The 21,047-nt window shown below is 61.3% G+C and carries 19 protein-coding genes; all 19 read left to right on the top strand.

Annotated features, from left to right (window positions below; all coding sequences use genetic code 11):
- Nucleotides 1-113 precede the first annotated feature (113 nt).
- The 19 genes from ABK249_RS21455 to ABK249_RS21365 all read left to right on the top strand — a co-directional run bounded on the left by ABK249_RS21455 (nucleotide 114) and on the right by ABK249_RS21365 (nucleotide 21,029).
- On the top strand, nucleotides 114-1,649 hold the full coding sequence (locus ABK249_RS21455; RefSeq protein ID WP_348863941.1) for an ABC transporter substrate-binding protein: 1,536 nt from the start codon (nucleotides 114-116) through the stop codon (nucleotides 1,647-1,649).
- A 182-nt stretch (nucleotides 1,650-1,831) separates the two neighbouring features.
- The gene (locus ABK249_RS21450) at nucleotides 1,832-2,839 is read left to right on the top strand and encodes an ABC transporter permease (protein WP_348863940.1); all 1,008 of its coding nucleotides are present in this window, start codon (nucleotides 1,832-1,834) and stop codon (nucleotides 2,837-2,839) included.
- A complete protein-coding gene (locus tag ABK249_RS21445) occupies nucleotides 2,832-3,728 on the top strand; it encodes an ABC transporter permease (protein ID WP_348863938.1) in 897 nt (298 codons plus the stop codon). The genes ABK249_RS21450 and ABK249_RS21445 overlap by 8 nt, the downstream gene beginning before the upstream one ends.
- On the top strand, nucleotides 3,725-4,585 hold the full coding sequence (locus ABK249_RS21440; RefSeq protein ID WP_348863937.1) for an ABC transporter ATP-binding protein: 861 nt from the start codon (nucleotides 3,725-3,727) through the stop codon (nucleotides 4,583-4,585). The genes ABK249_RS21445 and ABK249_RS21440 overlap by 4 nt, the downstream gene beginning before the upstream one ends.
- On the top strand, nucleotides 4,585-5,412 hold the full coding sequence (locus ABK249_RS21435; RefSeq protein WP_348863936.1) for an ATP-binding cassette domain-containing protein: 828 nt from the start codon (nucleotides 4,585-4,587) through the stop codon (nucleotides 5,410-5,412). The genes ABK249_RS21440 and ABK249_RS21435 overlap by 1 nt, the downstream gene beginning before the upstream one ends.
- Nucleotides 5,413-5,525: 113 nt before the next feature.
- Nucleotides 5,526-7,874 (top strand): bifunctional salicylyl-CoA 5-hydroxylase/oxidoreductase, encoded by a 2,349-nt coding sequence (locus tag ABK249_RS21430; protein WP_348863934.1) that lies wholly within the window; start codon nucleotides 5,526-5,528, stop codon nucleotides 7,872-7,874.
- Between the two features lie 10 nt (nucleotides 7,875-7,884).
- On the top strand, nucleotides 7,885-8,682 hold the full coding sequence (locus tag ABK249_RS21425) for an SDR family NAD(P)-dependent oxidoreductase (protein WP_348863933.1): 798 nt from the start codon (nucleotides 7,885-7,887) through the stop codon (nucleotides 8,680-8,682).
- Between the two features lie 43 nt (nucleotides 8,683-8,725).
- On the top strand, nucleotides 8,726-9,172 hold the full coding sequence (locus ABK249_RS21420; RefSeq protein ID WP_348863932.1) for a cupin domain-containing protein: 447 nt from the start codon (nucleotides 8,726-8,728) through the stop codon (nucleotides 9,170-9,172).
- A gap of 65 nt (nucleotides 9,173-9,237) precedes the next feature.
- On the top strand, nucleotides 9,238-10,080 hold the full coding sequence (locus ABK249_RS21415; protein ID WP_348863931.1) for an enoyl-CoA hydratase family protein: 843 nt from the start codon (nucleotides 9,238-9,240) through the stop codon (nucleotides 10,078-10,080).
- The gene (locus ABK249_RS21410) at nucleotides 10,080-11,255 is read left to right on the top strand and encodes an acyl-CoA dehydrogenase family protein (RefSeq protein ID WP_348863930.1); all 1,176 of its coding nucleotides are present in this window, start codon (nucleotides 10,080-10,082) and stop codon (nucleotides 11,253-11,255) included. The genes ABK249_RS21415 and ABK249_RS21410 overlap by 1 nt, the downstream gene beginning before the upstream one ends.
- A gap of 8 nt (nucleotides 11,256-11,263) precedes the next feature.
- Entirely contained in the window at nucleotides 11,264-11,695 is a 432-nt protein-coding gene (locus ABK249_RS21405) for an acyl-CoA thioesterase (RefSeq protein WP_348863929.1), read from the top strand.
- On the top strand, nucleotides 11,673-12,068 hold the full coding sequence (locus ABK249_RS21400) for a RidA family protein (protein ID WP_348863963.1): 396 nt from the start codon (nucleotides 11,673-11,675) through the stop codon (nucleotides 12,066-12,068). Before ABK249_RS21405 ends, ABK249_RS21400 begins: the two co-directional genes overlap by 23 nt.
- A gap of 6 nt (nucleotides 12,069-12,074) precedes the next feature.
- A complete protein-coding gene (locus ABK249_RS21395) occupies nucleotides 12,075-14,036 on the top strand; it encodes a 3-hydroxyacyl-CoA dehydrogenase NAD-binding domain-containing protein (RefSeq protein ID WP_348863928.1) in 1,962 nt (653 codons plus the stop codon).
- A gap of 313 nt (nucleotides 14,037-14,349) precedes the next feature.
- The gene (locus ABK249_RS21390; RefSeq protein ID WP_348863927.1) at nucleotides 14,350-15,957 is read left to right on the top strand and encodes an ABC transporter substrate-binding protein; all 1,608 of its coding nucleotides are present in this window, start codon (nucleotides 14,350-14,352) and stop codon (nucleotides 15,955-15,957) included.
- Nucleotides 15,957-17,126: an acetylornithine deacetylase gene (argE, locus tag ABK249_RS21385; protein ID WP_348863926.1), complete on the top strand. Its 1,170-nt coding sequence runs from the start codon at nucleotides 15,957-15,959 to the stop codon at nucleotides 17,124-17,126. The genes ABK249_RS21390 and argE overlap by 1 nt, the downstream gene beginning before the upstream one ends.
- A gap of 9 nt (nucleotides 17,127-17,135) precedes the next feature.
- Nucleotides 17,136-18,107, top strand: coding sequence for an ABC transporter permease (locus ABK249_RS21380; RefSeq protein WP_348863925.1), 972 nt, complete (start codon nucleotides 17,136-17,138; stop codon nucleotides 18,105-18,107).
- Nucleotides 18,104-19,048 carry an ABC transporter permease gene (locus ABK249_RS21375; RefSeq protein ID WP_037156388.1) on the top strand — a complete coding sequence of 315 codons (945 nt, stop codon included), beginning with the start codon at nucleotides 18,104-18,106 and terminating at the stop codon, nucleotides 19,046-19,048. Before ABK249_RS21380 ends, ABK249_RS21375 begins: the two co-directional genes overlap by 4 nt.
- A complete protein-coding gene (locus tag ABK249_RS21370; RefSeq protein WP_348863924.1) occupies nucleotides 19,045-20,025 on the top strand; it encodes an ABC transporter ATP-binding protein in 981 nt (326 codons plus the stop codon). The genes ABK249_RS21375 and ABK249_RS21370 overlap by 4 nt, the downstream gene beginning before the upstream one ends.
- Entirely contained in the window at nucleotides 20,022-21,029 is a 1,008-nt protein-coding gene (locus ABK249_RS21365) for an ABC transporter ATP-binding protein (RefSeq protein ID WP_227704499.1), read from the top strand. Before ABK249_RS21370 ends, ABK249_RS21365 begins: the two co-directional genes overlap by 4 nt.
- Nucleotides 21,030-21,047: the final 18 nt, after the last annotated feature.

The following is a 21,047-nucleotide window of genomic DNA, read 5'->3' as shown; positions in this document are numbered from 1 at the left end:
TAACCCTTGCCGCCATTCGACACTTATTTTAACGTTAAACCATTCAAACGAACGAGCCCGACACGGACGGCCTGTCCGCAAGTTTGGCCGAGTGGGAACAATGGAGTTAGATCATGATGACGCTCTCCCGGCGCCAGGCATTGGGCCTGGGCACGGCTACTTTTCTGACAGGTGTATTTTGCGGACGTAACGCAGTTTTTGCGCAGGACAGTTCGACGCTGACCATTGCCTATAACGTCAACCTGCCCTCCTTCGATCCGACGGTCGGCCCGTCAGCTGTCAACCCGACAATCCAGGCGATCTACCGCTCGATCTTCGACCAGTTCATCGGCCAAGGCCCGGATCTTTCTTTCCAGCCCGGCCTTCTGACCGCCTGGGGCTGGAACGACGACAAAACGCAGATCTGGATGGACGTCCGCGAAGGTGTCAAATGGCACGACGGCTCCGACCTCACGCCGGAGGATGTCGTCTGGTCGCTGGAGCGCGCAGCCAAACAGGAAACCGGCAATCCGATCCAGTTCGTCTGGTCGACTGCCAGCAATTACAAGATCGATGGAAAGCGCATAACCGGCGACGTGAAACAGTTCGATCCGACTTTCTTCAAATGGATGGCCTTCCTGACCGGCTATGTCATGCCGAAGGCCTATTACGAGAAGGTCGGCGCGGAAGGGTTCGAGAAGAAGCCGGTCGGCACCGGCCCCTACATGGTTGACGCCTATGAAGGCAATGCCTTCCTGCGCCTCAAAGCCAACCCGAACTATTACGGCGGCAAGCCGGTCTTCGACACGGTCGTTTTCAAGTTCGTGCCGGATGCGACTACCCGTGTGGCAGAAATCGAGTCCGGCTCGTCCGACATCACGCTCGAAATTCCCTATGAAGAATACGACCGCCTGAAGGGGAAGGCCGGATTGAAAGGGGCCGTCACGCCGATCTCCGACATCGGCATGATCTTCCTGAACAACATCGACGCCATGCTCGACAAGAACGTGCGCCTCGCCGCCCATCATGCGATCGACAAGAAAGCGATCGTCGATCGGCTGCTGCGCGGCTATGGCGTGCCGATCGATACGCTCGAGGCACCGGAATACGATGCCTATGACGCGTCCATCAAGGTCGGCTATGACCAGGCAAAAGCCAAGGACCTGCTCAAAGCTTCCGGCTATTCCACCGACAAGCCTGTAAAATTCAAGATCCAGACGACGCGCGGCTTCAAGCCGAAGGATTACGAAATGATCCAGGCGATCGTCGGCATGTGGCGCCGCGTTGGCATTGAGGCGGAGATCGAGGTCTACGAGATCGCCAAGCATTACGAACTGCGGGCCGCCGACCAACTGGCGCCCGCCGCCTTCTACAACTGGGGCAACGCGATCGGCGACCCGACGACCTCCACCGGCTTCGCCATGTTCGGACCCTCGCCGCACTCGGTCTGGAATACGGAAGACCTCGACAACATGATCATGCCGCTCTGGGGCGAAAAGGACGAGAAGAAGCGTATCAACGGCTGGAAGGCCGTCAGCAAATACATCGCCGAACAGGGCTACGTCATCCCGTTGCTGCAATACGTCCAGCCGATCGTCTACAAGGAGAAGCTGACGGTCGTGCCGAACGTTTCCGGCGCGCTGCAGCCGACGCTAGTGTCAAAGGTCTAAACGGCATTTTGCCACAGGGGTCTCGTTGCCCCTCATCCGGCTGCCGCCACCTTCTCCCCGCATGCGGGGAGAAGGTATATGTCGCACCGCCTGCCAAAGCCTCAGCGTCGCGTGAGGCACGTTCCCTCGCCCCGCTTGCGGGGAGAGGGCAAGGGTGAGGGGCAAAGGACCCGCATGAGCCGATGATCGCAATACCCATCCTCAACAGACTGATCGTGGCGACCGTGACGTTGCTCGGCGTCGCCGCGATCGTCTTCGTGCTCCTGCGGATCATGCCGGGCGATCCGATCGCGATGATGATCGCGCCGGGAGCCAGTCCCGCCGATATCGCAGCGCTGCGCGCCAGATACGGCCTTGACCTCAGCTTGCCGGCGCAGTTCGGCGTCTGGCTTCAGTCCGTGTTGATGGGCGATTTCGGCACCTCAATCTCGCTCCGCCGCGACGTGCTGGAACTGCTGCTTGGGCGCTTGCCCGCCACCCTTGAGCTCGCTTTCGCGGCCTTGATCGTCGCCTTGGCTGTCGGCGGCGCGGTCGCTGTGGTCGGCACGCTCTTCCGGCGCACGCCGCTGGAACCGGCAATCGACGCGACCAATGGCGTATTGCTCGCCGTGCCGGATTTCGTATGGGCGCTTGCGCTGGTTCTGGTTGTTGGCGTCTTCATCCCTATCTTCCCCCTCTCCGGCCGCATCGACCCGACGCTATCGATCGATTTCTTCACCCCCTTCTATCTCCTCGAAAGCCTCATCAGGTTCCGCTTGGACGTCTTCTTCGATGTTGCCGCCCATATGGTGATGCCGGTCCTGGCACTCGCCCTGCCGCTTGCGACCGTTATCACCCGCATTCTCAAGGAAGCGCTGCTGGAAGCGATGGTACAGGATTACGTGCTGCTGGCACGGCTCAAGGGCATGTCGGAATTGCGGCTCGTGCTGCAGGAGGCGCTGCGCAATGCCGTCGGCCCCGCCCTCTCGCTCACTGGCGTACAATTCACCTTCCTCGTCGGTGGCACGGTCATCGTCGAGCGCATCTTCGCCTATCCCGGCATCGGCAACATGGCGATTGACGCCGTCATCAATCGTGACCTGCCGCTCATCCAGGGCCTCGTTCTGGTCTTTGGTGCGATCTTCATCGTCATCAACCTCGCCGTAGACCTGCTTGCCGCTGCGCTTAATCCGAGGCTCCGCCATGGCTGAGCCCATCACCATCACTGGCCCGGCGGCCAAGCCTCGTCGCACCCCGTCACGATTGCGGAACCTGTTCGCCGAACGACAAGTGCTGTTCGGCGGCGGCTTCATCCTGCTCCTGGTCGTCATCGCGATCTTCGCGCCTTTCATCGCGCCAAAGGATCCGCTGGAACAGGATCTGATGCTGGGCTCGCTGCCGCCCGCCTGGCTCGACGGTGCTGAACCCGGTTACTACCTTGGCACCGATGACCTCGGCCGCGACGTCCTATCCCGCCTGATCTACGGCAGCCGGATCGCCTTGCTCGTCGCTTTCGTCTCGGCGAGCCTCGCGGCGCTGATCGGCACTGTGCTCGGCCTGCTGGCCGGCTGGTATGGTGGATGGGCGGACCGCATCATCTCAAGGATCGTCGACATCTGGATGGCCTTCCCGCCAGTCCTGCTCTCCATCCTGCTCGTCGCGGTCTTCGGCTCCGGCGTGCATTCGGTGATTGCTGCGATCGTCATTATTGACTGGACCCGCTTCTGCCGCGTCGTGCGCGCCGAAACGCTCGCCCAGTCGCAGCTCGATTACGTGACGGCCGCCCGCACCGCAGGCTTCCCGCGCATGAAAATCCTGACGCGAGAAATCTTTCCCAACGTCGTACCGGTGCTGATCGCACTCGTCAGCCTGGAAATGGGCATCGCCGTCGTCGTCGAAGCCATCCTCTCCTTCGTCGGCCTGTCGGTCTCGTCCGACACACCCACCTGGGGCGGCATGATCGCGCAGGGGCGCCAGCTCATCCACCATGCCTGGTGGCTGCTTGTGGCACCGCTCGCGGTGCTGTTCACCACGGTTCTCGCTTTCAATCAGCTCGGCAGCGGCCTGCGCCGGGCGCTCGATCCGGTGCTCAGACGATGACGGAAAACCTGCTCGCCATAACCGGCCTTTCCGCCGTTTCCGACCGCGAAGGCGGCATGCCGGTCCTCCGTGATGTCGGCCTGACGCTGAAGAACGGTGGCGTCCGCGGCCTCGTCGGCGAAAGCGGCGCCGGCAAATCGACGATCGCCAAGGCCATCCTCGGCATCCTGCCACGAACGGTGCGTATCACAGGCGGCTGGATCAATTTCAAAGGCCGCGACCTTTTGACCATGAAGCCGCTGGACCTGCGCAGCATTATGGGCTCGGAAATCGCATTGATTCCACAGGATCCGCAGACGGCCCTTAATCCTGCCCGCCGCATCGGCGCACAGCTCGCGGACGGTCTGAAACTGAAGCGCGGCATGTCCGCCAGAACAGCAGAGGCCCATGCGCTGCAATTGCTGGCCGACGTGCAGATCCGCGATCCCGACCGGGTGATGAAGAGCTTTCCGCATCAGCTCTCCGGCGGCATGCGCCAACGTGTGTTGATTGCCGCTGCCTTCGCCATCGAGCCGGAACTGGTCATCGCTGACGAACCGACGACCGCGCTCGACGTGACGGTACAGAAGGAAATCCTCCGCCTTATCCGCCACATGCAGGAGGCGCGCGGTACCGGCGTGCTCTTCGTTACCCATGACCTCGGCATCGTGGCGCAGATATGTGACAGCGTCACGATGCTTTACGCTGGCAAGGTCATCGAGGAAGGACCGGTGCGTAACGTGCTGGAAAACCCGAAACACGCCTATACGAAGGCGCTGATTGCTGCAGGCCCCCGTTACGACCGGCCGGATGCGGGACTGGAGCCCGTGCCGGAAGCCGTCTTCCGCGAACTTCGCCAGGAGATCGGGATCAGTTGATGGATCAGAACCTGCTCGTCGCCACCGGCATCAAAGTCACCTACGCCAAGCACGCCGGCCTGTTCGGCAGCAAACCCTCGACGCCCGTCCTGCACTGCGTCGATATCCGCATCGGCAGGGGTCAGACGGTCGGCATCGTCGGCGAATCCGGCTCCGGCAAAACGACGCTCGGCCGTGCCCTACTCCGCCTCGTCGATGTCTCTGCCGGCAAGATCGCATTCGGCGGTCGTGACATTACCCATATCCCGGAAACCGAGATGCGGCCGCTGCGCCGGCGCATGCAGATGATCTTCCAGGACCCCATGGCGTCGCTGAACCCACGCCACACGATCCGCCGCATCCTGACGGGTCCGCTCCTGCTGCATGGCCTGGCCGGCGACGCGGCAACGGCGCTGGAACAGGTAAAATCCGTGCTTGACCGCGTATCCCTGCCCACCGCTTGCCTCGAGCGATACCCGCACGAGCTTTCCGGCGGCCAGCGCCAGCGCATCGGCATTGCGCGTGCCGTCCTGATGCAGCCCGATTTCGTACTGGCCGATGAAATTGTCTCCGGCCTCGACGTCTCCACCCAAGCACAGGCGCTGAAACTGTTGAAGGGCCTTTCCCGCGAACTCGGACTTGCCATGGCCTTCATCAGCCATGACCTCTCTGTCATTCGAGCCGTCTGCGACTATGTCTATGTGATGCGGCTCGGAAAGGTTGTCGAGGAAGGGCCCTGCGAGCAGGTTTTTGCAAGCCCTTCCGCTGCCTACACCCGCGCGCTTCTCGATGCGATCCCGCTTCCGGAATACGATCCGGGCTGGCTGGAGCGAAGAACCGAAACCTGAACAGGCGCCCGACAAAACCAGACTCGGGGGGAAATTATCAGCTTGACGCCCTGCTCGAACGCCATATAGTTTAAACTTAAAATAATGAGACGGAACATCAGGAGGATTTGGATATGCGCATCGTCTGCATCGGTGGTGGTCCCGCAGGCCTCTATTTCGCGCTCCTGATGAAGAAGTTTCATCCCGAGCATTCCATCTCGGTGATCGAGCGAAACCGGCCCTATGACACGTTCGGCTGGGGCGTCGTCTTCTCCGACGCAACCATGGTTTCCATGCGCGCCTGGGATCCGGAAAGTGCGGCCGAGATCGAGGATGCCTTCAACCATTGGGACGATATCGAGCTGCTCTTCAAGGGCATGCGCCAGCGCACCTCCGGCCACGGCTTCGTCGGCATCGGCCGAAAGAAGCTTCTGAACATCCTGCAGCGCCGCTGCGAGGCGCTCGGCGTGGAACTGGTCTTCGAGACGGAGGCCAATGGCGATCTTGACTACCCGGATGCCGACCTGATCATCGCCTCCGACGGCTTCAACTCAAAGATCCGCAATCGTTATCCGGACGTTTTCCAGCCGGACCTCGTGGTTCGCCCGAACCGCTATATCTGGCTCGGCACCAATAAGCTGTTCGACGCCTTCACCTTCGACTTCCGCAAGACGGAACACGGCTGGTTCCAGGCCCATATCTACAAGTTCGACGACAAGACCTCGACCTTCATCGTCGAGACGACCGAGGAGGCTTACGAAAAGCACGACCTCGGCCAGATGGACCAGCAGCAGTCCATCGACTTCTGCGAGAAGCTGTTCTCGGAGGTACTCGAAGGCTCCGAGCTCATGACCAATGCGCGCCATCTGCGCGGCTCGGCATGGCTCAACTTCAATCGCCTGATCTGCGGCAAGTGGAGCCATTTCAACGGCAATTCGCACGTGGTTCTGATGGGCGACGCCGCCCATACCGCCCATTTCGCGATCGGCTCGGGCACCAAGCTCGCGATCGACGACGCGATCGAGTTGACCAACCAGTTCAACAAGCTGGGCCACATCAGGGACAAGATCCCGCAGGTTCTCGAAACCTACGAGGAAATCCGCCGCGTCGATGTCGCCCGCATCCAGAATGCGGCCCGCAACGCCATGGAATGGTTCGAAGTGGTCGGCCAGCGTTACGCCGACACGCTTGAACCGGAACAGTTCATGTATTCCATGCTGACACGCTCCCAGCGAATCAGCCACGAGAACCTGCGCCTGCGCGATCCGAAATGGCTGGAAGGCTACGAACGGTGGTTCGCTAGGAAGAACGGCCTCGATGTCAGCAGCAACGGCCGCACCCTGCCGCCGATGTTCACGCCCTATTCGCTGCGGGAAACCCACCTGCCGAACCGCATCGTCATGTCGCCCATGGCCATGTATTCGGCGAAGGACGGGTTGATGGACGATTTCCATCTGGTCCACCTCGGCTCCCGTGCGCTCGGCGGCGCCGGCCTCGTCTTTGCAGAAATGACCTGTGTCTCGCCGGATGCCCGCATCACACCCGGCTGCCTTGGCCTCTGGAACGACGAGCAGGCGGCGCGTTGGAAACGCTTCATCGACTTCGTGCATGACAATTCCACCGCAAAGGTCGGCATCCAGCTCGGCCATGCCGGTCGCAAGGGGTCGACCAAGCTCGCCTGGGAAGGTATCGACCAACCCCTGGAGGACGGCGGCTGGCCATTGATTTCGGCATCCGCGATCCCCTATCTCAAGCACAGCCAGGTGCCGAAGGCGATGGATCGCGCCGATATGGACCGGGTGAAGGCCGATCACGTCCGCGCCGCGAAATATGCGGCACAGGCAGGCGCCGACTGGCTGGAACTGCACTGCGCCCACGGCTACCTTCTGTCGAGCTTCCTTTCGCCGCTGACAAACCTGCGGGATGACGAATATGGTGGCAGCCACGAGGACCGGGCGCGTTATCCGCTGGAAGTCTTCAAGGCGATCCGCAAGGTTTGGCCGCAAGACAAGCCGATTTCCGTACGTCTGTCTTGCCATGACTGGTTCGAGGGCGGCAACACGCCGGAAGATGCGGCAATCTTTGCGAAAATGTTCAAGGAAGCCGGCGCTGATCTGATCGACTGCTCGTCCGGCCAGGTATGGAAAGAGGAAAAGCCGGTCTACGGCCGCCTTTTCCAAACGCCGTTCTCCGACAAGATCCGCAACGAGATCGGCATCCCGACGATTGCCGTCGGCGCAATCTCCGAGGCCGATCACGCAAACTCGATCATTGCTGCCGGCCGCGCCGATCTCTGCGCGGTGGCCCGTCCGCATCTCGCCGATCCGGCCTGGGTGTTGCACGAGGCGGCGAAGATCGGCCTGACGAACATTCCCTGGCCGAAGCAGTATTATTCCGGCAAGGCACAATACGAAACCAACCTCGCCCGCGCTGCGGCGGCGGCAGCCCCTCCGGCGGTCGGCCCGGCTGTGGTGGCGAAATAAGGATCGCGTCATGAGCGAAGCGATTTCGGACAGGCTTGCCAACCGCCATGCCCTCGTCACCGGCGCGGGCAGCGGCATCGGTGCGGCGATCGCTACGGCATTGGTGGAGGCCGGCGCGCACGTGACGCTGGCGGGCCGCCGGGCGGAACCGCTGGAAGCGCTGGCCGCAACGCTTGGCACAGAGAGGACCTGCGTCGCAGACGGCTTCGACGTCACCGACGAAATGGCGATCGACAATGGTCTGAAGACGGCGCGGGCCGCTTTCGGCCCCGTCGACATCCTCGTCAACAATGCAGGCGAAGGCCCTAGCGCGCCGTTCGAGAAGACATCGCTCGATATGTGGAACCGGGTCATGTCGGTGGATCTCACCGGCGTATTCCTGGTCACTCAGGCCGTGCTGCCGGACCTGAAGGCCCACGCGACCGGGGGACGAATCATCAATATCGCCTCGACGGCCGGCCTGACCGGCTACGCCTATGTCACCGCCTATGTCGCCGCCAAGCACGGCGTCATCGGCCTCACCCGCTCGCTCGCGCTGGAGCTGGCGAAGACCGGCATCACCGTTAACGCCGTCTGCCCCGGCTTTACCGATACGCCGCTGATCGCCCGTTCGATCGAGACGATCGTCGCCAAGACCGGCCGGACCGCAGAACAGGCGCTGAAAGAATTCACCAAGAGCAATCCGCAGGGGCGGCTGGTGAGGCCGGAAGAGGTCGCGGACACGGTTCTGTGGCTGGCATCGCCCGGCGCTGCAGCGATCACCGGGCAGGCAATCGCGGTTGCCGGGGGAGAAATCCTGGCAGGCTAGTCTGCCCGACATGAACCAAGGAAACGAAACCTGGGAGATCACGATGGAACTGGAAAAGGGCATTACGGAGAACGGCAGCGGATATAGGGGTATCACCTGGAACATCCTGGGCCAGATCTATTTTCCAAAAGCCGTCTCCGACGACACCTTCGCCTTTGAAACCAACAGCCTGCCGGGACAGTTCGTCCCCGTGCACATTCATCCGACCCAGGATGAATTCATCCTCGTGCAGGAAGGTGAGCTCGATCTGAAGCTCGACGACCAATGGGTCAAGGCAAAGGCCGGAGATCTTGTCCGTATGCCGCGCGGTATCCCGCACGGTTACTTCAACAAGTCCGACAAGCCGTGCCGGGCGCTCTTCTGGGTCTCGCCGGCCCGCAAGCTCCACCAGCTTTTCGAGGCGTTGCACGAAATGACCGATGTGGACGAAATCGTGAAAGTTTCCGCCGCACACGAGGTGGATTTCCTGCCGCCTTCGGCCAACGACTGAGACACAGAAGACAATTTCCGGCCACCTGAAAAAGGCGATCAGTCGATTACGGGAGAGGAAGAAGCATGAGCGACGCGATGAACGAAATGAAGCGCGGCTTTCGCGATTACCAGCCCAAGCATTTCCTCTGGGAAGTGAGCGAAGGCGGCTGCGTCGCGACGATCCGCTTGAACCGGCCGGAGCGCAAGAATCCGCTGACTTTCGAAAGCTATGCCGAGCTTCGCGATCTCTTCCGCGATCTTGTCTACGCATCGGACATCCGCGCGATCGTGCTGACGGGTGCTGGCGGCAATTTCTCCTCCGGCGGCGATGTCTTCGAGATCATCGAGCCGCTCACTCACATGGCCATGCCGGATCTTCTGGCCTTCACCCGCATGACCGGCGACCTCGTGAAGGCGATGAAGAAGTGCCCGCAACCGATCATTGCAGCCGTCGATGGTATCTGTGCCGGCGCCGGCGCGATCCTCACCATGGCTTCCGATATGCGGCTGGCAACGCCGGAAGCCAAGACAGCCTTCCTCTTCACCCGGGTCGGCTTGGCCGGCGCGGATATGGGCGCATGCGGGATCCTGCCGCGTATCATCGGCCAGGGCCGCGCCGCCGAACTGCTCTTCACTGGCCGCGCGATGAACGCCGACGAGGGCCAGGCCTGGGGTTTTTACAATGCCCTGCACGCCGCCGATCAGGTCGAGGTGGAAGCCGTCAAGCTTGCCCACTCGCTGGCGGCCGGACCGTGGTTTGCCCATACAATGACGAAAACCATGCTGAACCAGGAATGGGCGATGGGTATCGACGAAATGATCGAATCCGAAGCTCAGGCCCAGGCGATCTGCATGGTGACCAAGGACTTCCGCCGCGCCTTCGAGGCTTTCGCCGAGAAACGCAAGCCAGTCTTCGAGGGTAACTGATGGCGGCTCCCACCACTCTCAAAGGGCCGACCCGCGATTTCCTCGGCTGGCCGTTCTTCGATGACAGCCACAAGGCGCTAGCCGAAAAGCTCGATGCCTTCGCGGCCTCCGGCGCGCTGAGTCATATCGACCATTCTGACACGGACGGCGCCTGCCGTGCGATCGTCAAGGCGCTTGGGGAAGCCGGCCTGCTGGATGCCGCAACCGGTGCCGGCGGCAGCCAGCCGATCGATAGTCGCGCTGCCTGCCTGACGCGCGAGACACTTGCCTGGCATGACGGGCTTGCCGATTTCGCTTTCGCGATGCAGGGCCTCGGCACCGGTGCAATCGGCCTTTCAGGCACGGAGGACCTGCGCCGCACCATACTGCCCAAAGCGCAATCCGGTGAGTGGATTTCCGCCTTCGCGCTCTCCGAAAAGGAGGCCGGTTCGGATGTCGCCGCGATGGCCTGCTCGGCACGCAAGGATGGCGACCACTATGTACTCGACGGCGAAAAGACCTGGATTTCCAACGGCGGCATCGCCGATGTCTACACGGTCTTCGTCCGTACCGGTGAGGCGCCCGGCACGCGCGGCATTTCAGCCTTTGTGGTATTCGCCGACGATCCGGGCTTCTCGATCGCCGAGCGGATCGATGTGCTCGCCCCGCACCCGCTGGCGACGATCCGCTTCGAAAACTGTCGCATTCCGGCCTCGCGGATGCTTGGTTCTCCCGGCGAAGGTTTTAAAATCGCCATGCGGACGCTCGACATTTTTCGCGCATCCGTGGCAGCTGCCGCCTTGGGTTTCGCCAAGCGGGCGCTCGATGAGGCGGTCGCCTATGCCAAGGCGCGGCCGATGTTCGGCAACCACCTTTCCGACTTGCAGCTTACCCAGGCCGCTTTCGGCGACATGGCAGCCGAGATCGATGCGGGCGCTCTTCTGACCTACCGCGCCGCCTGGCGCCGCGACGTGCAGGGCCTGCCGACCACCAAGGAAGCGGCAATGGCGAAGATGGTAGCCACCGAAAATGCACAAAAGGTCATTGACCGCGCCGTGCAGATTTTCGGCGGCCGCGGCGTCAAGAGCGGCGAAATCACGGAGAGCCTTTATCGCGAGATCCGGGCGCTGCGCATCTACGAAGGTGCCACCGAAGTGCAGAAGCTCATCATCGCCCGCGAACTGTTGAAGGCGTGAGGGCAACCATGGCTTATACCATTTCCCGCCGGTTGAACTTCGGTGATTGCGATCCTTCCGGTATCGCTTATTTCCCCTCCTACCTCGATATCCTGGTTGGAGTTTACGAAGAGTTCTTCAGGGCGATCGGTTTTCCCTGGCCGGAGTTGATCAACGAGCGAAAGATCGGTCTTCCGACGGTCACTTTGGATCTCACCTTCAAGAGCCCCGGCTTCCACGGCGACATGATGGATTTCACTATCAAGGTGATGCGGATCGGTACCAGTTCGGTCGATCTCGAACATGAGGTGCGCGCTGGCGATCGATTGCTCTGGACCGCCAAGCAGCGGCTGGTCGCGACCTCTCTCGAAACACACAAGGCCTGCCCATGGCCGGACGATATGCGCACTGCGCTTACACAGCATTTGGAGAAGAATGATGCACATGATTCTGCAGCCTGAAGGCTGGGCAAAACCGATCGGCTACGCCAATGGCGTGGCCGCCACCGGCCGCCAGGTCTTCGTCGGCGGGCAGGTCGGCTGGAATGCCCAATGCCAATTCGAGACGGACGACTTTGTGGGCCAGGTGCGTCAAACGCTCATGAACGTCGTTGCCATACTGGCAGAGGCCGGTGCGCGGCCTGAACATGTCACGACCATGACCTGGTACTTCACCAACAAGGCGGAATATCTCGGCAATCTGAGGGGTATCGGCCAGGCCTATCGCGAGATCATGGGCAAGCATTTTCCGGCCATGGCCGCCATGCAGGTCGTTGCTCTGGTGGAAGACCGCGCCAAGATCGAGATCCAGGCAACAGCAGTCATTCCGGAGTAGGCAGCCATGAACGACGCGATCGAATTTTCGTCCACGGTCTCGGCTATGACCCGAGGCGGGATTCTGGTCGTTACCATCGACAATGCGCCGGTCAACGCGACGTCTGCCGACGTCCGCAGCGGGCTTGAAAAGGCGCTTGTCCATGCGGAAGCGACTGCCGATGTGGCAGGCGTCGTCATCACAGGCGCCGGTAAGACCTTCATCGGCGGTGCCGACATCAGGGAATTCGGCAAGCCGGCTATAGAGCCGACCTTGCCGGCTGTTATTGAAAAGATCGAGAAGCTGTCGAAGCCGGTCGTCGCGGCGCTCAATGGGGCAGCCCTCGGTGGTGGCCTGGAAGTTGCGCTCGCCTGCCATTATCGAGTTGCTTCTTCCACTGCTCAAGTCGGTCTGCCCGAAGTCAAGCTCGGCATTGTTCCCGGCGCCGGCGGCACCCAGCGTCTGCCGCGCCTGATCGGCATCCCGGCCGCATTGGACCTCATCATCTCGGGCCGTTCTGCAAAGACCGACGAAGCTCTCTCGCTTGGGATCATCGATGAAATCGCCAAGGCCGATCTCGTCGAAACCGCCATTTCGGCAGCGCAAAAACTGTCAGGCAAACAGCTCCGTCGCACGGGCGAGTTGAGCATAGCCACCAATGAGGCGGCCGAAATCGAAAGAGCCGCCGCTAGAATTCTCGGCAGGGCGCGCGGTCAGAAGGCACCGGCCGAAGCCGTGCGTCTGATCACGTCGTCTAACCGCCCTCTCGCCGAAGGTCTGGCTGACGAGCGAGCCACCTTCCTGACCCTCCGCGATAGCCGCGAAGCTGCGGCACTCCGCTACGTCTTCTTCGCCGAACGGGAATCTTCCAGGGTCGAAGGGCTCGAAGGCATTGAGCCTCGCCCAGTCAAGACGATCGGCATCTGCGGCCTCGGCCTGATGGGCAGCGGCATTGCTGTCGCCGCCCTCGCAGCGGGTTACACGGTCATCGGCCTCGACCAGACGGTGGAAATTGCCGAAAAAGGCCGCGAGTGCATTGTCGGCCTGCTGGAACGCAATCTCGCTTCCGGCCGTCTCGATCAGGACGGTTTCGAGGCGCAAAAGGCCCGGCTTTCGGTGACGGCATCGGACGCCGACCTCGCCCCCTGCGATCTCGTCATTGAAGCCGTTTTTGACGATCTCGACATCAAGATCGACCTCTTCCTCCGTCTCGACAAAGTCATTCGTCCGGATGCGGTGCTGGCGACCAACACGAGTTATCTGAACCCGGACGAAATTGCCGCCGCGACCGCTTATCCGGAGCGCGTGCTCGGCATGCATTTCTTCTCCCCAGCGCATGTCATGCGGCTGCTGGAAATTGTCCGCTGCGCCAGGACCGCACCGGATGTTTTGGCGACCGGGTTAGCCGTCGCCAAGACGTTCAAAAAGCTGCCGGTCGTCACCGGCGTTACTGAGGGCTTCATCGGCAACCGCATCTTCTCCGCCTATCGCCGCGAGGCCGAATTCCTGCTGGAAGATGGGGCCCTGCCACACGAGATCGATGCGGCGCTGGAAGATTACGGTTTCCCTATGGGCCTTTTCGCCGTCTACGACATGGCAGGGCTTGAGATCGCCTGGGCGCGCCGCAAACGCCAGGCCGCCGCCCGCGATCCCGCTACACGCTACGTCGGGATAGCCGATACGCTCTGTGAAATGGGGCGGTTCGGCCAGAAGGCCGGCCGCGGCTGGTATGCCTATCCGGATGGCAAGCGCACCATCGATCCGGATGTGACCGCGATCATCGAAACCGCCCGTGCCCAAAAGGGCATTACACCGCGCGCATTCCCGAAAAGTGAGATTCAAGAGCGGATGCTGAAGGCCATGGCCGCCGAAGGCGAAGCATTGCTGGCCGAAGGCATCGCCGCACGGCCGAGCGACATCGACCTGGTGATGATCAACGGCTACGGCTTTCCAGCCCATAAGGGCGGCCCGATGTTCGCCAGGACCTGATCTGCAAATCTCTGTCTTTGAAATAACACATTGAAATCTCTTGCGTCCTGCCTCCTGCTAATGCAGGCGGGATGGTCGCCTGCTGCCGCACACTTCCTCGCCAAAAGAGTTTCGCTCATTTGATCAAAATTGCTTGCATGTTTCCTCAAAACGCCTATTGTTTGCCCAAGCCTCGCAAGTAGGCAACTCCAAGCAACGACAGGGAACGCTGCATGTCCTCATCTGATGAGCTTCCTTTGCTGAGATATTTTAAATTTAAAATATCTGCCGCGTCGTTGCCGCATTCCGACTCTCTCGTGGCGCATAGGAGATCATGATGCCTTTCTCGTTTCCCGCATTCAAACGTAAGATGCTGCTGGGCACGATCGCCGCGGCCGCCCTGACGGCACCGCTGGCCACCAGCGTCCAAGCCGCGGATTTCAAATTTGCCGGCCCGCTGGATGCCTATACGCTCGATCCGCATGCTGTCTCGAATACCCTGATTTTCGCCGTTCTCGCCAATGTTTATGAACCACTGGTCCGCCGCAACGCCGAACAGAAGATCGAGCCGGCACTTGCGACCGAATGGAAACAGACGGACGACACGACCTGGGAATTCACTCTGCGCCAGGGCGTCAAGTTCTCGAACGGAAATCCGTTTACCGCCGATGACGTGGTCTTCTCGCTGACCCGCGGCCAGGCCGGTGGCATCAAGGCAAACCTGAACTCCATCGCCTCGATCGAAAAGGTTGACGACTATAAGATCCGTATCAGGACACGCGCCGTCAACCCCATCCTGCCGAACCAGATCACCAACTGGTACATCATGGATAAGGAGTGGGCCGAGGCGAACGGCGCCGTACAGCCGGGTGCCGCCAACAACGCCACCGAGACCTTCGCCAACCGCAACGCCATGGGCACCGGCCCCTACGTCATCAAGGAGCGCGATCCGGGCGTGAAGACCGTCTTCGCCACAAATTCTGGCTGGTGGGACAAGAAGGCCGGCAATATCGATAATGCCACCTTCTTCGTGATCCCAAATCCTTCCACTCGCGTCTCGGCCCTGATCTCCGGCGAAGTGGACCTGATCGACGGCGTACCGCCGCAGGATGCCGAACGTATCGACAAGGCCGATGGCCTACATGTCAAGGCCGGGCCGGACCTGCGCACCATCTATGTCCAGCCGGATGTTGCACGAGACAGCCTGATCTTCGGCAGCGAGAAGGCCAAGAACCCTTTCAAGGAACTCAAGGTCCGCCAGGCCATGGAACTGGCGATAGATACCGGGGCGATCCAGAAGCGCATCATGCGCAACTATTCGGTTCCCGTCGGCCTGCCGATCGGTAAGGAGATCAACGGCTTCGATCCGGAACTCGGTGCACCGGTCAAGCCGGATGTCGACAAGGCCAAGGAACTGATGAAGGAAGCCGGCTACGAGAACGGCTTTTCCGTCACGCTCGACTGCACCAACGACCGCTTTATGAACGACGAAGCGACCTGCCTAGCGGTCGCCGCCTCCCTCGCCCGCATCAACATCAAGGTGGAACCTCGCGCCCAGGCCACCAGCCGCTGGGCGACCCAGGTGAACCCGCCGGAATACAATACCAGCCTTGCAATGCTGGGCTATTCGCCGGCGACCTATGACGCCCATATCTTCCTGACCTCGATTGCCGCCACCCGTGATCCGAAGAGCGGCCTCGGCGCCTTCAATATCGGCGGTTATTCCAATCCCGAGGTCGACAAGCTGATCGCCGCCATTGGTAAGGAAACCGACCAGGAGAAGCGCACCGATCTCATCCAGCAGGCTTTCAAGCTCATCAAGGCCGATGTCGGCTTCATTCCGCTTCACCAGCTCAACATTCTCTGGGGCGTGAAGGACAATGTCACCGTTGTGCAGCCAGCCGACCTCGCCTATCCGCTGCGCTATTTCACGGTGAAGTAATGACGATTGCCCCCGGCATCACGAAACAGGACATCACGAAACAGCTTGCAAGTCTGGTGTCCTTTCCGACGGTCAGCGCCGTCTCCAATCTCGACCTGATCAAATACGTGGAAGACCAGGCCGCCCCCTTCGGAGGACGCGTCCGGCGCTTTCCGAATGCCGAAGGCAACAAGGCGAACGTCCTTATTTCGATTGGCCCCGAAGCGCCTGGGGGCATCATCTTCAGCGGCCATACGGATGTGGTGCCGACGGAAGGTCAGGCATGGTCCGGCGATCCCTGGACGCTGAGGGAAGCGAACGGCCGGCTGATCGGCCGCGGCGCGACCGATATGAAGGGCTTCCTGGCCTGCTGTCTCGCTGCGGCACCTGGCATGGTCCAAAAGAAACTCAGGAAGCCTATCCATCTCGCCTTCTCCTATGACGAGGAAGTCGGCTGCACCGGTGTTGGCTCGATGGCCGAATGGGTGGGGCAAAGCGACTTGAAGCCGCGGCTCGCCGTCATCGGCGAAGCGACCAGCATGGACATGATCGCCGCGCACAAGGGCGGCCTGATTGGCTGGTGCCGCGTCAAGGGCAAGCCCGGTCACTCCTCCCAGCCGGACCGCTACGTCAACGCCGTCATGGCAGCCGGCGACATGATCGCCGAGATCAACCGCATCCGCGAGGACATGCGCAGCGGGCCGCAGTTCGAGGGCCTCGATCCACCCTATTCGACGATTTCCGTCAACGTCATCAAGGGGGGCCTGCACGGCAATATTGTCGCCGAGAACTGCGATTTCTTCTGGGAGATGCGCATCATCCCCGGCGAGAGCGAAATGGCGGTGTTCGAGCGCATGCAGCGTTTCGCGGTAGAAAAGCTGAATCCTGGCATGCAGGCTATCGACCCAGCCTCCGGTGTCTTCTTCGATGTGCAGGCACGCATTCCCGGCCTGAAGCCGAACGACGATCCGGTACTCGACGCAGAGCTCCTGAAGCTTCTCGGACGCTCGGAGCCGCGCTATGTTTCCTACGGCACGGAAGCGGGCATTTTCCAGATCGCCGGTGTTCCGTCGGTCGTCATCGGCCCGGGCGATATCGCCGATGCTCATCAGCCGGACGAGTCGATTGCGATTTCCGAGCTGGAGAAATGCATCGCCTTTCTTGACCAGCTTGGTGACACCTGCTGCTGAGGATTTGAAGTGCTGAACTATGCCGCATCCCGGATCGTGCAGACGGTCATCGTTCTGCTCGTGATCAGCTTCATCGCCTTCCTGCTGGTCGCCAATATCGGCGACCCGCTGGCGGCACTCCTCTCGGCCGATGCGACCGTGACGGAGCGGATGGAACTGATCGCCAGGCTCGGCCTCGACCAGCCGATCGGCACGCGCTTCGTGCATTTTCTTGGCAACCTGCTGCAGGGCGATTTCGGCCTCTCCTACCGCACCCAGGACCCGGTGGCGAAGCTTATCATCGAGCGCATGCCGGCGACGATCGAACTCGCTTTCGTCAGCCTGCTCATCACCATCCTCGTTGGCGTACCAGCCGGCATCTATTGCGGCGTGCATCCGAACTCGCTGTTCGGCCGCTTCATCATGCTGATCTCGACGGCCGGCATCACGCTTCCGAACTTCGTCGTCGGCCTGCTGCTGATCGCCGTCTTTTCCGTGCAATTGGGTCTGTTACCGTCATTTGGGCGCGGCACGGTCGTCGATCTCGGCTTCTGGACAACGGGCCTGTTCTCCGTTTCCGGCTGGCGAGCGATCATCCTGCCGGCAGCGACACTCTCCACCTTCCAGGTCGCGTTTATCATCCGAATGCTGCGCACCCAGCTCATGGAAGTCGGCCAAAGCGAGCATATCCGCTTCGCCCGCGCCCGCGGTCTGTCGGAAGCGCGCATCTGGTATGTCTACGCCATCAAGAACACGCTTCTGCCGGTCATCACCATGCTTGGCCTGCAGCTTGGCAACATCATCGCCTTTTCGGTGGTGACGGAAAACGTCTTCGCCTGGCCGGGCCTCGGTTCGCTCTTCCTGCAATCGATCCAGGCGGCGGATATTCCGGTTATCGCCATCTATCTGATCTTCGTCGGCCTGGTCTTCATGGTCATCAATCTGGTCGTAGAACTGCTCTACCCGCTGATCGATGCCCGCGTGTTGAGGAGGCAATCATGACCCCTGTCGTCAACACTCCTTCGGTTCCGACAGTCCGCCGCAGCCGCCTGTCGAAACTTCTGCGCGCCATGCGCAAGGCACCCGGGCCGACCTCCTGCGCCCTCGTCATCTTCGCGCTGCTCGTCTATGCCTTCATGACGCCGCTGGTATCGCAGAATCCCTTCGAATTCGCCGGCATGTCGGTGATGGACAGCTTCATTCCGCCCATGTGGATGGTAGACGGTATGCCGGATTTCCCACTCGGCACTGACGACCAGGGTCGCAACCTCCTGACCGCCATGGCCTATGGCATGCGGACTTCGATCATCGTCGGCTTCCTGTCCGTCATCATCGGTCTCGTGCTTGGCGGCAGTCTCGGCCTGATAGCCGGCTTCGTCGGTGGCAAGGTGGATGCTTTCATCATGCGCTTCGCCGACGTTCAGCTCGCCTATCCAGCCTTGCTGCTCGCGATGATCATCGACGGGGCAGCTCGCGCCGCGCTTGGACAGGAGCGGAGCGTCATGACGGCGATCGCCATCGTCGTGCTCTCGATCGGCATCGCCTTCTGGGTCCAGTATGCGCGCACGATCCGTTCATCCGTGATGATCGAACGAGACCAGGATTATGTCTCGGCCGCCCGCATCACCGGCCGCAGCAGCCTGTCGATCATCATCCTGCACATCCTGCCGAACGTCATGGCACCGGTTCTGGTCATCGCAACCATCAATCTTGGCATCGCCATCATCACCGAGGCAACGCTCTCCTTCCTCGGCATCGGAATCCCGGTCACCTCGCCGTCTCTCGGCACGCTGATCCGCAATGGCAACAATTTTCTGCAATCCGGCGAATGGTGGATCTCCGTCTGGCCCTGCCTCGTGCTCGTCGCCTTCGTCGTGTCGGTCAACATCCTCGGCGACCACCTGCGTGACGTTTATAATCCGCGACTAAGGGGACGCTCGTGACGACACCGCTTCTCGACGTCCGCGACCTGACGGTCACCATCAACCGCGACGGCCGTCTGATCACAGCGCTCGACAAGGTCTCCTTCTCCGTGGATCCGGGAGAGGTGCTCGGCATCGTCGGCGAATCCGGTGCCGGCAAATCGATAACGGGGGCTGCGATCATCGACCTTCTCGTGCCGCCCCTGAAACGCACCGGCGGCACCATTACGCTTGCCGGGGAGCGTCTCGACCAGTTGTCACCGAAGGCGATGCGTCGCGTGCGCGGCGGCAGGATCGGCTTCATCTTCCAGGACCCTATGACCAGCCTCAACCCGGTCATCACTATCGGCCGGCAGCTCTGCGATACAATCGAGGCGCATCTGAAGATCGGCGGCGATCGGGCGAAGAAAAAGGCGCTCGAATGGATCGAACGAGTCGGCCTGCCGAACCCTGACACGCAATTCAAGCGTTATCCGCACCAGCTTTCCGGCGGCATGCGGCAACGTATTGTCATTGCGCTGGCACTTTGCGCCAATCCGGCGCTCGTGATCGCCGACGAACCGACGACCGCGCTCGATGTATCGGTCCAGGCCCATATCCTGCAGTTGATGCGCGACTTGCATCGCGAAAGCAAGACTAGCATGATGCTGATCACCCATGACCTCGGCGTCATCGCCAAGATGGCCGACCGCGTCGCTGTGCTTTACGCCGGCCGCGTTGCCGAGATCAGCCCTGTCGGCGAACTCTTCAACGCGCCGAAACACCCCTATACCCACGGACTGATCCGCGCGACGCCGATGCCATCGGCCAATGGCGAGGTGCGGCTCGATCAGATTCCCGGCGCCATGCCGGGGCTCGGCGCGGTTCCGCCCGGCTGCGCCTTCAATCCGCGTTGTTTCAAGGCCGAAGGCGATTGTTGCTCGGCAGCACCACCGCTGACCATGAAGGAAAGCGTTGCGTTTTCCTGTTTCCACCCGCTGGAAAAGGAGATTGCATGAGCGCCCGGGATTTCCTTACTCTCAACCACGTCAGCAAGGTCTATCGCCGCAATCAGAGCCTTCTGGAACGGCTGAAGAAGAACGACACTAGCGGCACCAAAGCGGTCAGCGACGTCAGCCTCGCTGTCCGGCATGGAGAAACTCTGGGCCTCGTCGGGGAGAGTGGCTGCGGCAAGTCGACGCTGGCCCGCCTCGTCTCCGGCCTCATGGAGCCGACCTCCGGCGCGATCGCCTTCCGCAGGGATGCAGCCGGCAAGACGCCACGCCTCCAGATGATCTTTCAGGACCCCTATTCGTCACTGAACGGCCGCTGGACGATCGAGGATATCATCGCCGAACCGATCCGCGTCCATAAGCTGCGCCGGGGCCGGGCGGCGATCCGCGCCCGCGTCGACGAACTGCTCGTTCAGGTCGGCCTGTCGCCGGCGGATGCCGAAAAATACCCTCAGGAATTTTCCGGCGGCCAGCGGCAGCGCATCTGCATCGCCCGCGCGCTTGCCGGCGAACCGGAATTCCTGATCCTCGACGAGCCGACTTCGGCGCTAGACGTGTCAGTCCAGGCACAGATTCTCAACCTTTTGCGCGACCTGCAGAAGAACTTGGCACTCACCAGCCTGTTCATCACCCACAACCTCTCGGTCGTGCGGATCATGGCCGATAGGATCGGCGTCATGTATCTCGGTGAACTGGTGGAGGCAGCACCGTCGGAAGAGCTGTTCCTCAGGCCTCGCCATCCCTATACGCGCCTCTTGATCGATGCCGCCCCGGATATGGATACTGGCGACCGCACGCTACATCCGATTGCTGGCGAACTGCCCAACCCGGCCTTTCCGCCCTCCGGATGCCGTTTTCACACGCGTTGTCCCTTCACGAAGGATATCTGTCGCAGCACGGTGCCGCCGAAGAAAACGACCGGAGCCGACAGCATGTTCCGCTGCCATTTCGATCTCGATCTGTCGAACGGGCAGGCGATCCTGCCGATCGCCAAAGCCAGAACCGCCTGAAATCCCGAGGATGCCCCA

The organism is Neorhizobium phenanthreniclasticum, assembly GCF_040066075.1.
Taxonomy (GTDB): Bacteria; Pseudomonadota; Alphaproteobacteria; order Rhizobiales; family Rhizobiaceae; genus Neorhizobium; species Neorhizobium petrolearium.
This window is presented reverse-complemented; position numbering and strand designations above follow the sequence as displayed.

Coding starts and splice junctions, on each gene's coding strand:
- ABK249_RS21405 (WP_348863929.1), top strand. CDS start 11,264: ATGGCTTATACCATTTCCCGCCGGTTGAACTTCGGTGATTGCGATCCT.
- ABK249_RS21395 (WP_348863928.1), top strand. CDS start 12,075: ATGAACGACGCGATCGAATTTTCGTCCACGGTCTCGGCTATGACCCGA.
- ABK249_RS21450 (WP_348863940.1), top strand. CDS start 1,832: ATGATCGCAATACCCATCCTCAACAGACTGATCGTGGCGACCGTGACG.
- ABK249_RS21390 (WP_348863927.1), top strand. CDS start 14,350: ATGATGCCTTTCTCGTTTCCCGCATTCAAACGTAAGATGCTGCTGGGC.
- ABK249_RS21375 (WP_037156388.1), top strand. CDS start 18,104: ATGACCCCTGTCGTCAACACTCCTTCGGTTCCGACAGTCCGCCGCAGC.
- ABK249_RS21425 (WP_348863933.1), top strand. CDS start 7,885: ATGAGCGAAGCGATTTCGGACAGGCTTGCCAACCGCCATGCCCTCGTC.
- ABK249_RS21440 (WP_348863937.1), top strand. CDS start 3,725: ATGACGGAAAACCTGCTCGCCATAACCGGCCTTTCCGCCGTTTCCGAC.
- ABK249_RS21365 (WP_227704499.1), top strand. CDS start 20,022: ATGAGCGCCCGGGATTTCCTTACTCTCAACCACGTCAGCAAGGTCTAT.
- ABK249_RS21410 (WP_348863930.1), top strand. CDS start 10,080: ATGGCGGCTCCCACCACTCTCAAAGGGCCGACCCGCGATTTCCTCGGC.
- ABK249_RS21430 (WP_348863934.1), top strand. CDS start 5,526: ATGCGCATCGTCTGCATCGGTGGTGGTCCCGCAGGCCTCTATTTCGCG.
- ABK249_RS21420 (WP_348863932.1), top strand. CDS start 8,726: ATGGAACTGGAAAAGGGCATTACGGAGAACGGCAGCGGATATAGGGGT.
- ABK249_RS21435 (WP_348863936.1), top strand. CDS start 4,585: ATGGATCAGAACCTGCTCGTCGCCACCGGCATCAAAGTCACCTACGCC.
- ABK249_RS21445 (WP_348863938.1), top strand. CDS start 2,832: ATGGCTGAGCCCATCACCATCACTGGCCCGGCGGCCAAGCCTCGTCGC.
- argE (WP_348863926.1), top strand. CDS start 15,957: ATGACGATTGCCCCCGGCATCACGAAACAGGACATCACGAAACAGCTT.
- ABK249_RS21415 (WP_348863931.1), top strand. CDS start 9,238: ATGAGCGACGCGATGAACGAAATGAAGCGCGGCTTTCGCGATTACCAG.
- ABK249_RS21455 (WP_348863941.1), top strand. CDS start 114: ATGATGACGCTCTCCCGGCGCCAGGCATTGGGCCTGGGCACGGCTACT.
- ABK249_RS21400 (WP_348863963.1), top strand. CDS start 11,673: ATGCACATGATTCTGCAGCCTGAAGGCTGGGCAAAACCGATCGGCTAC.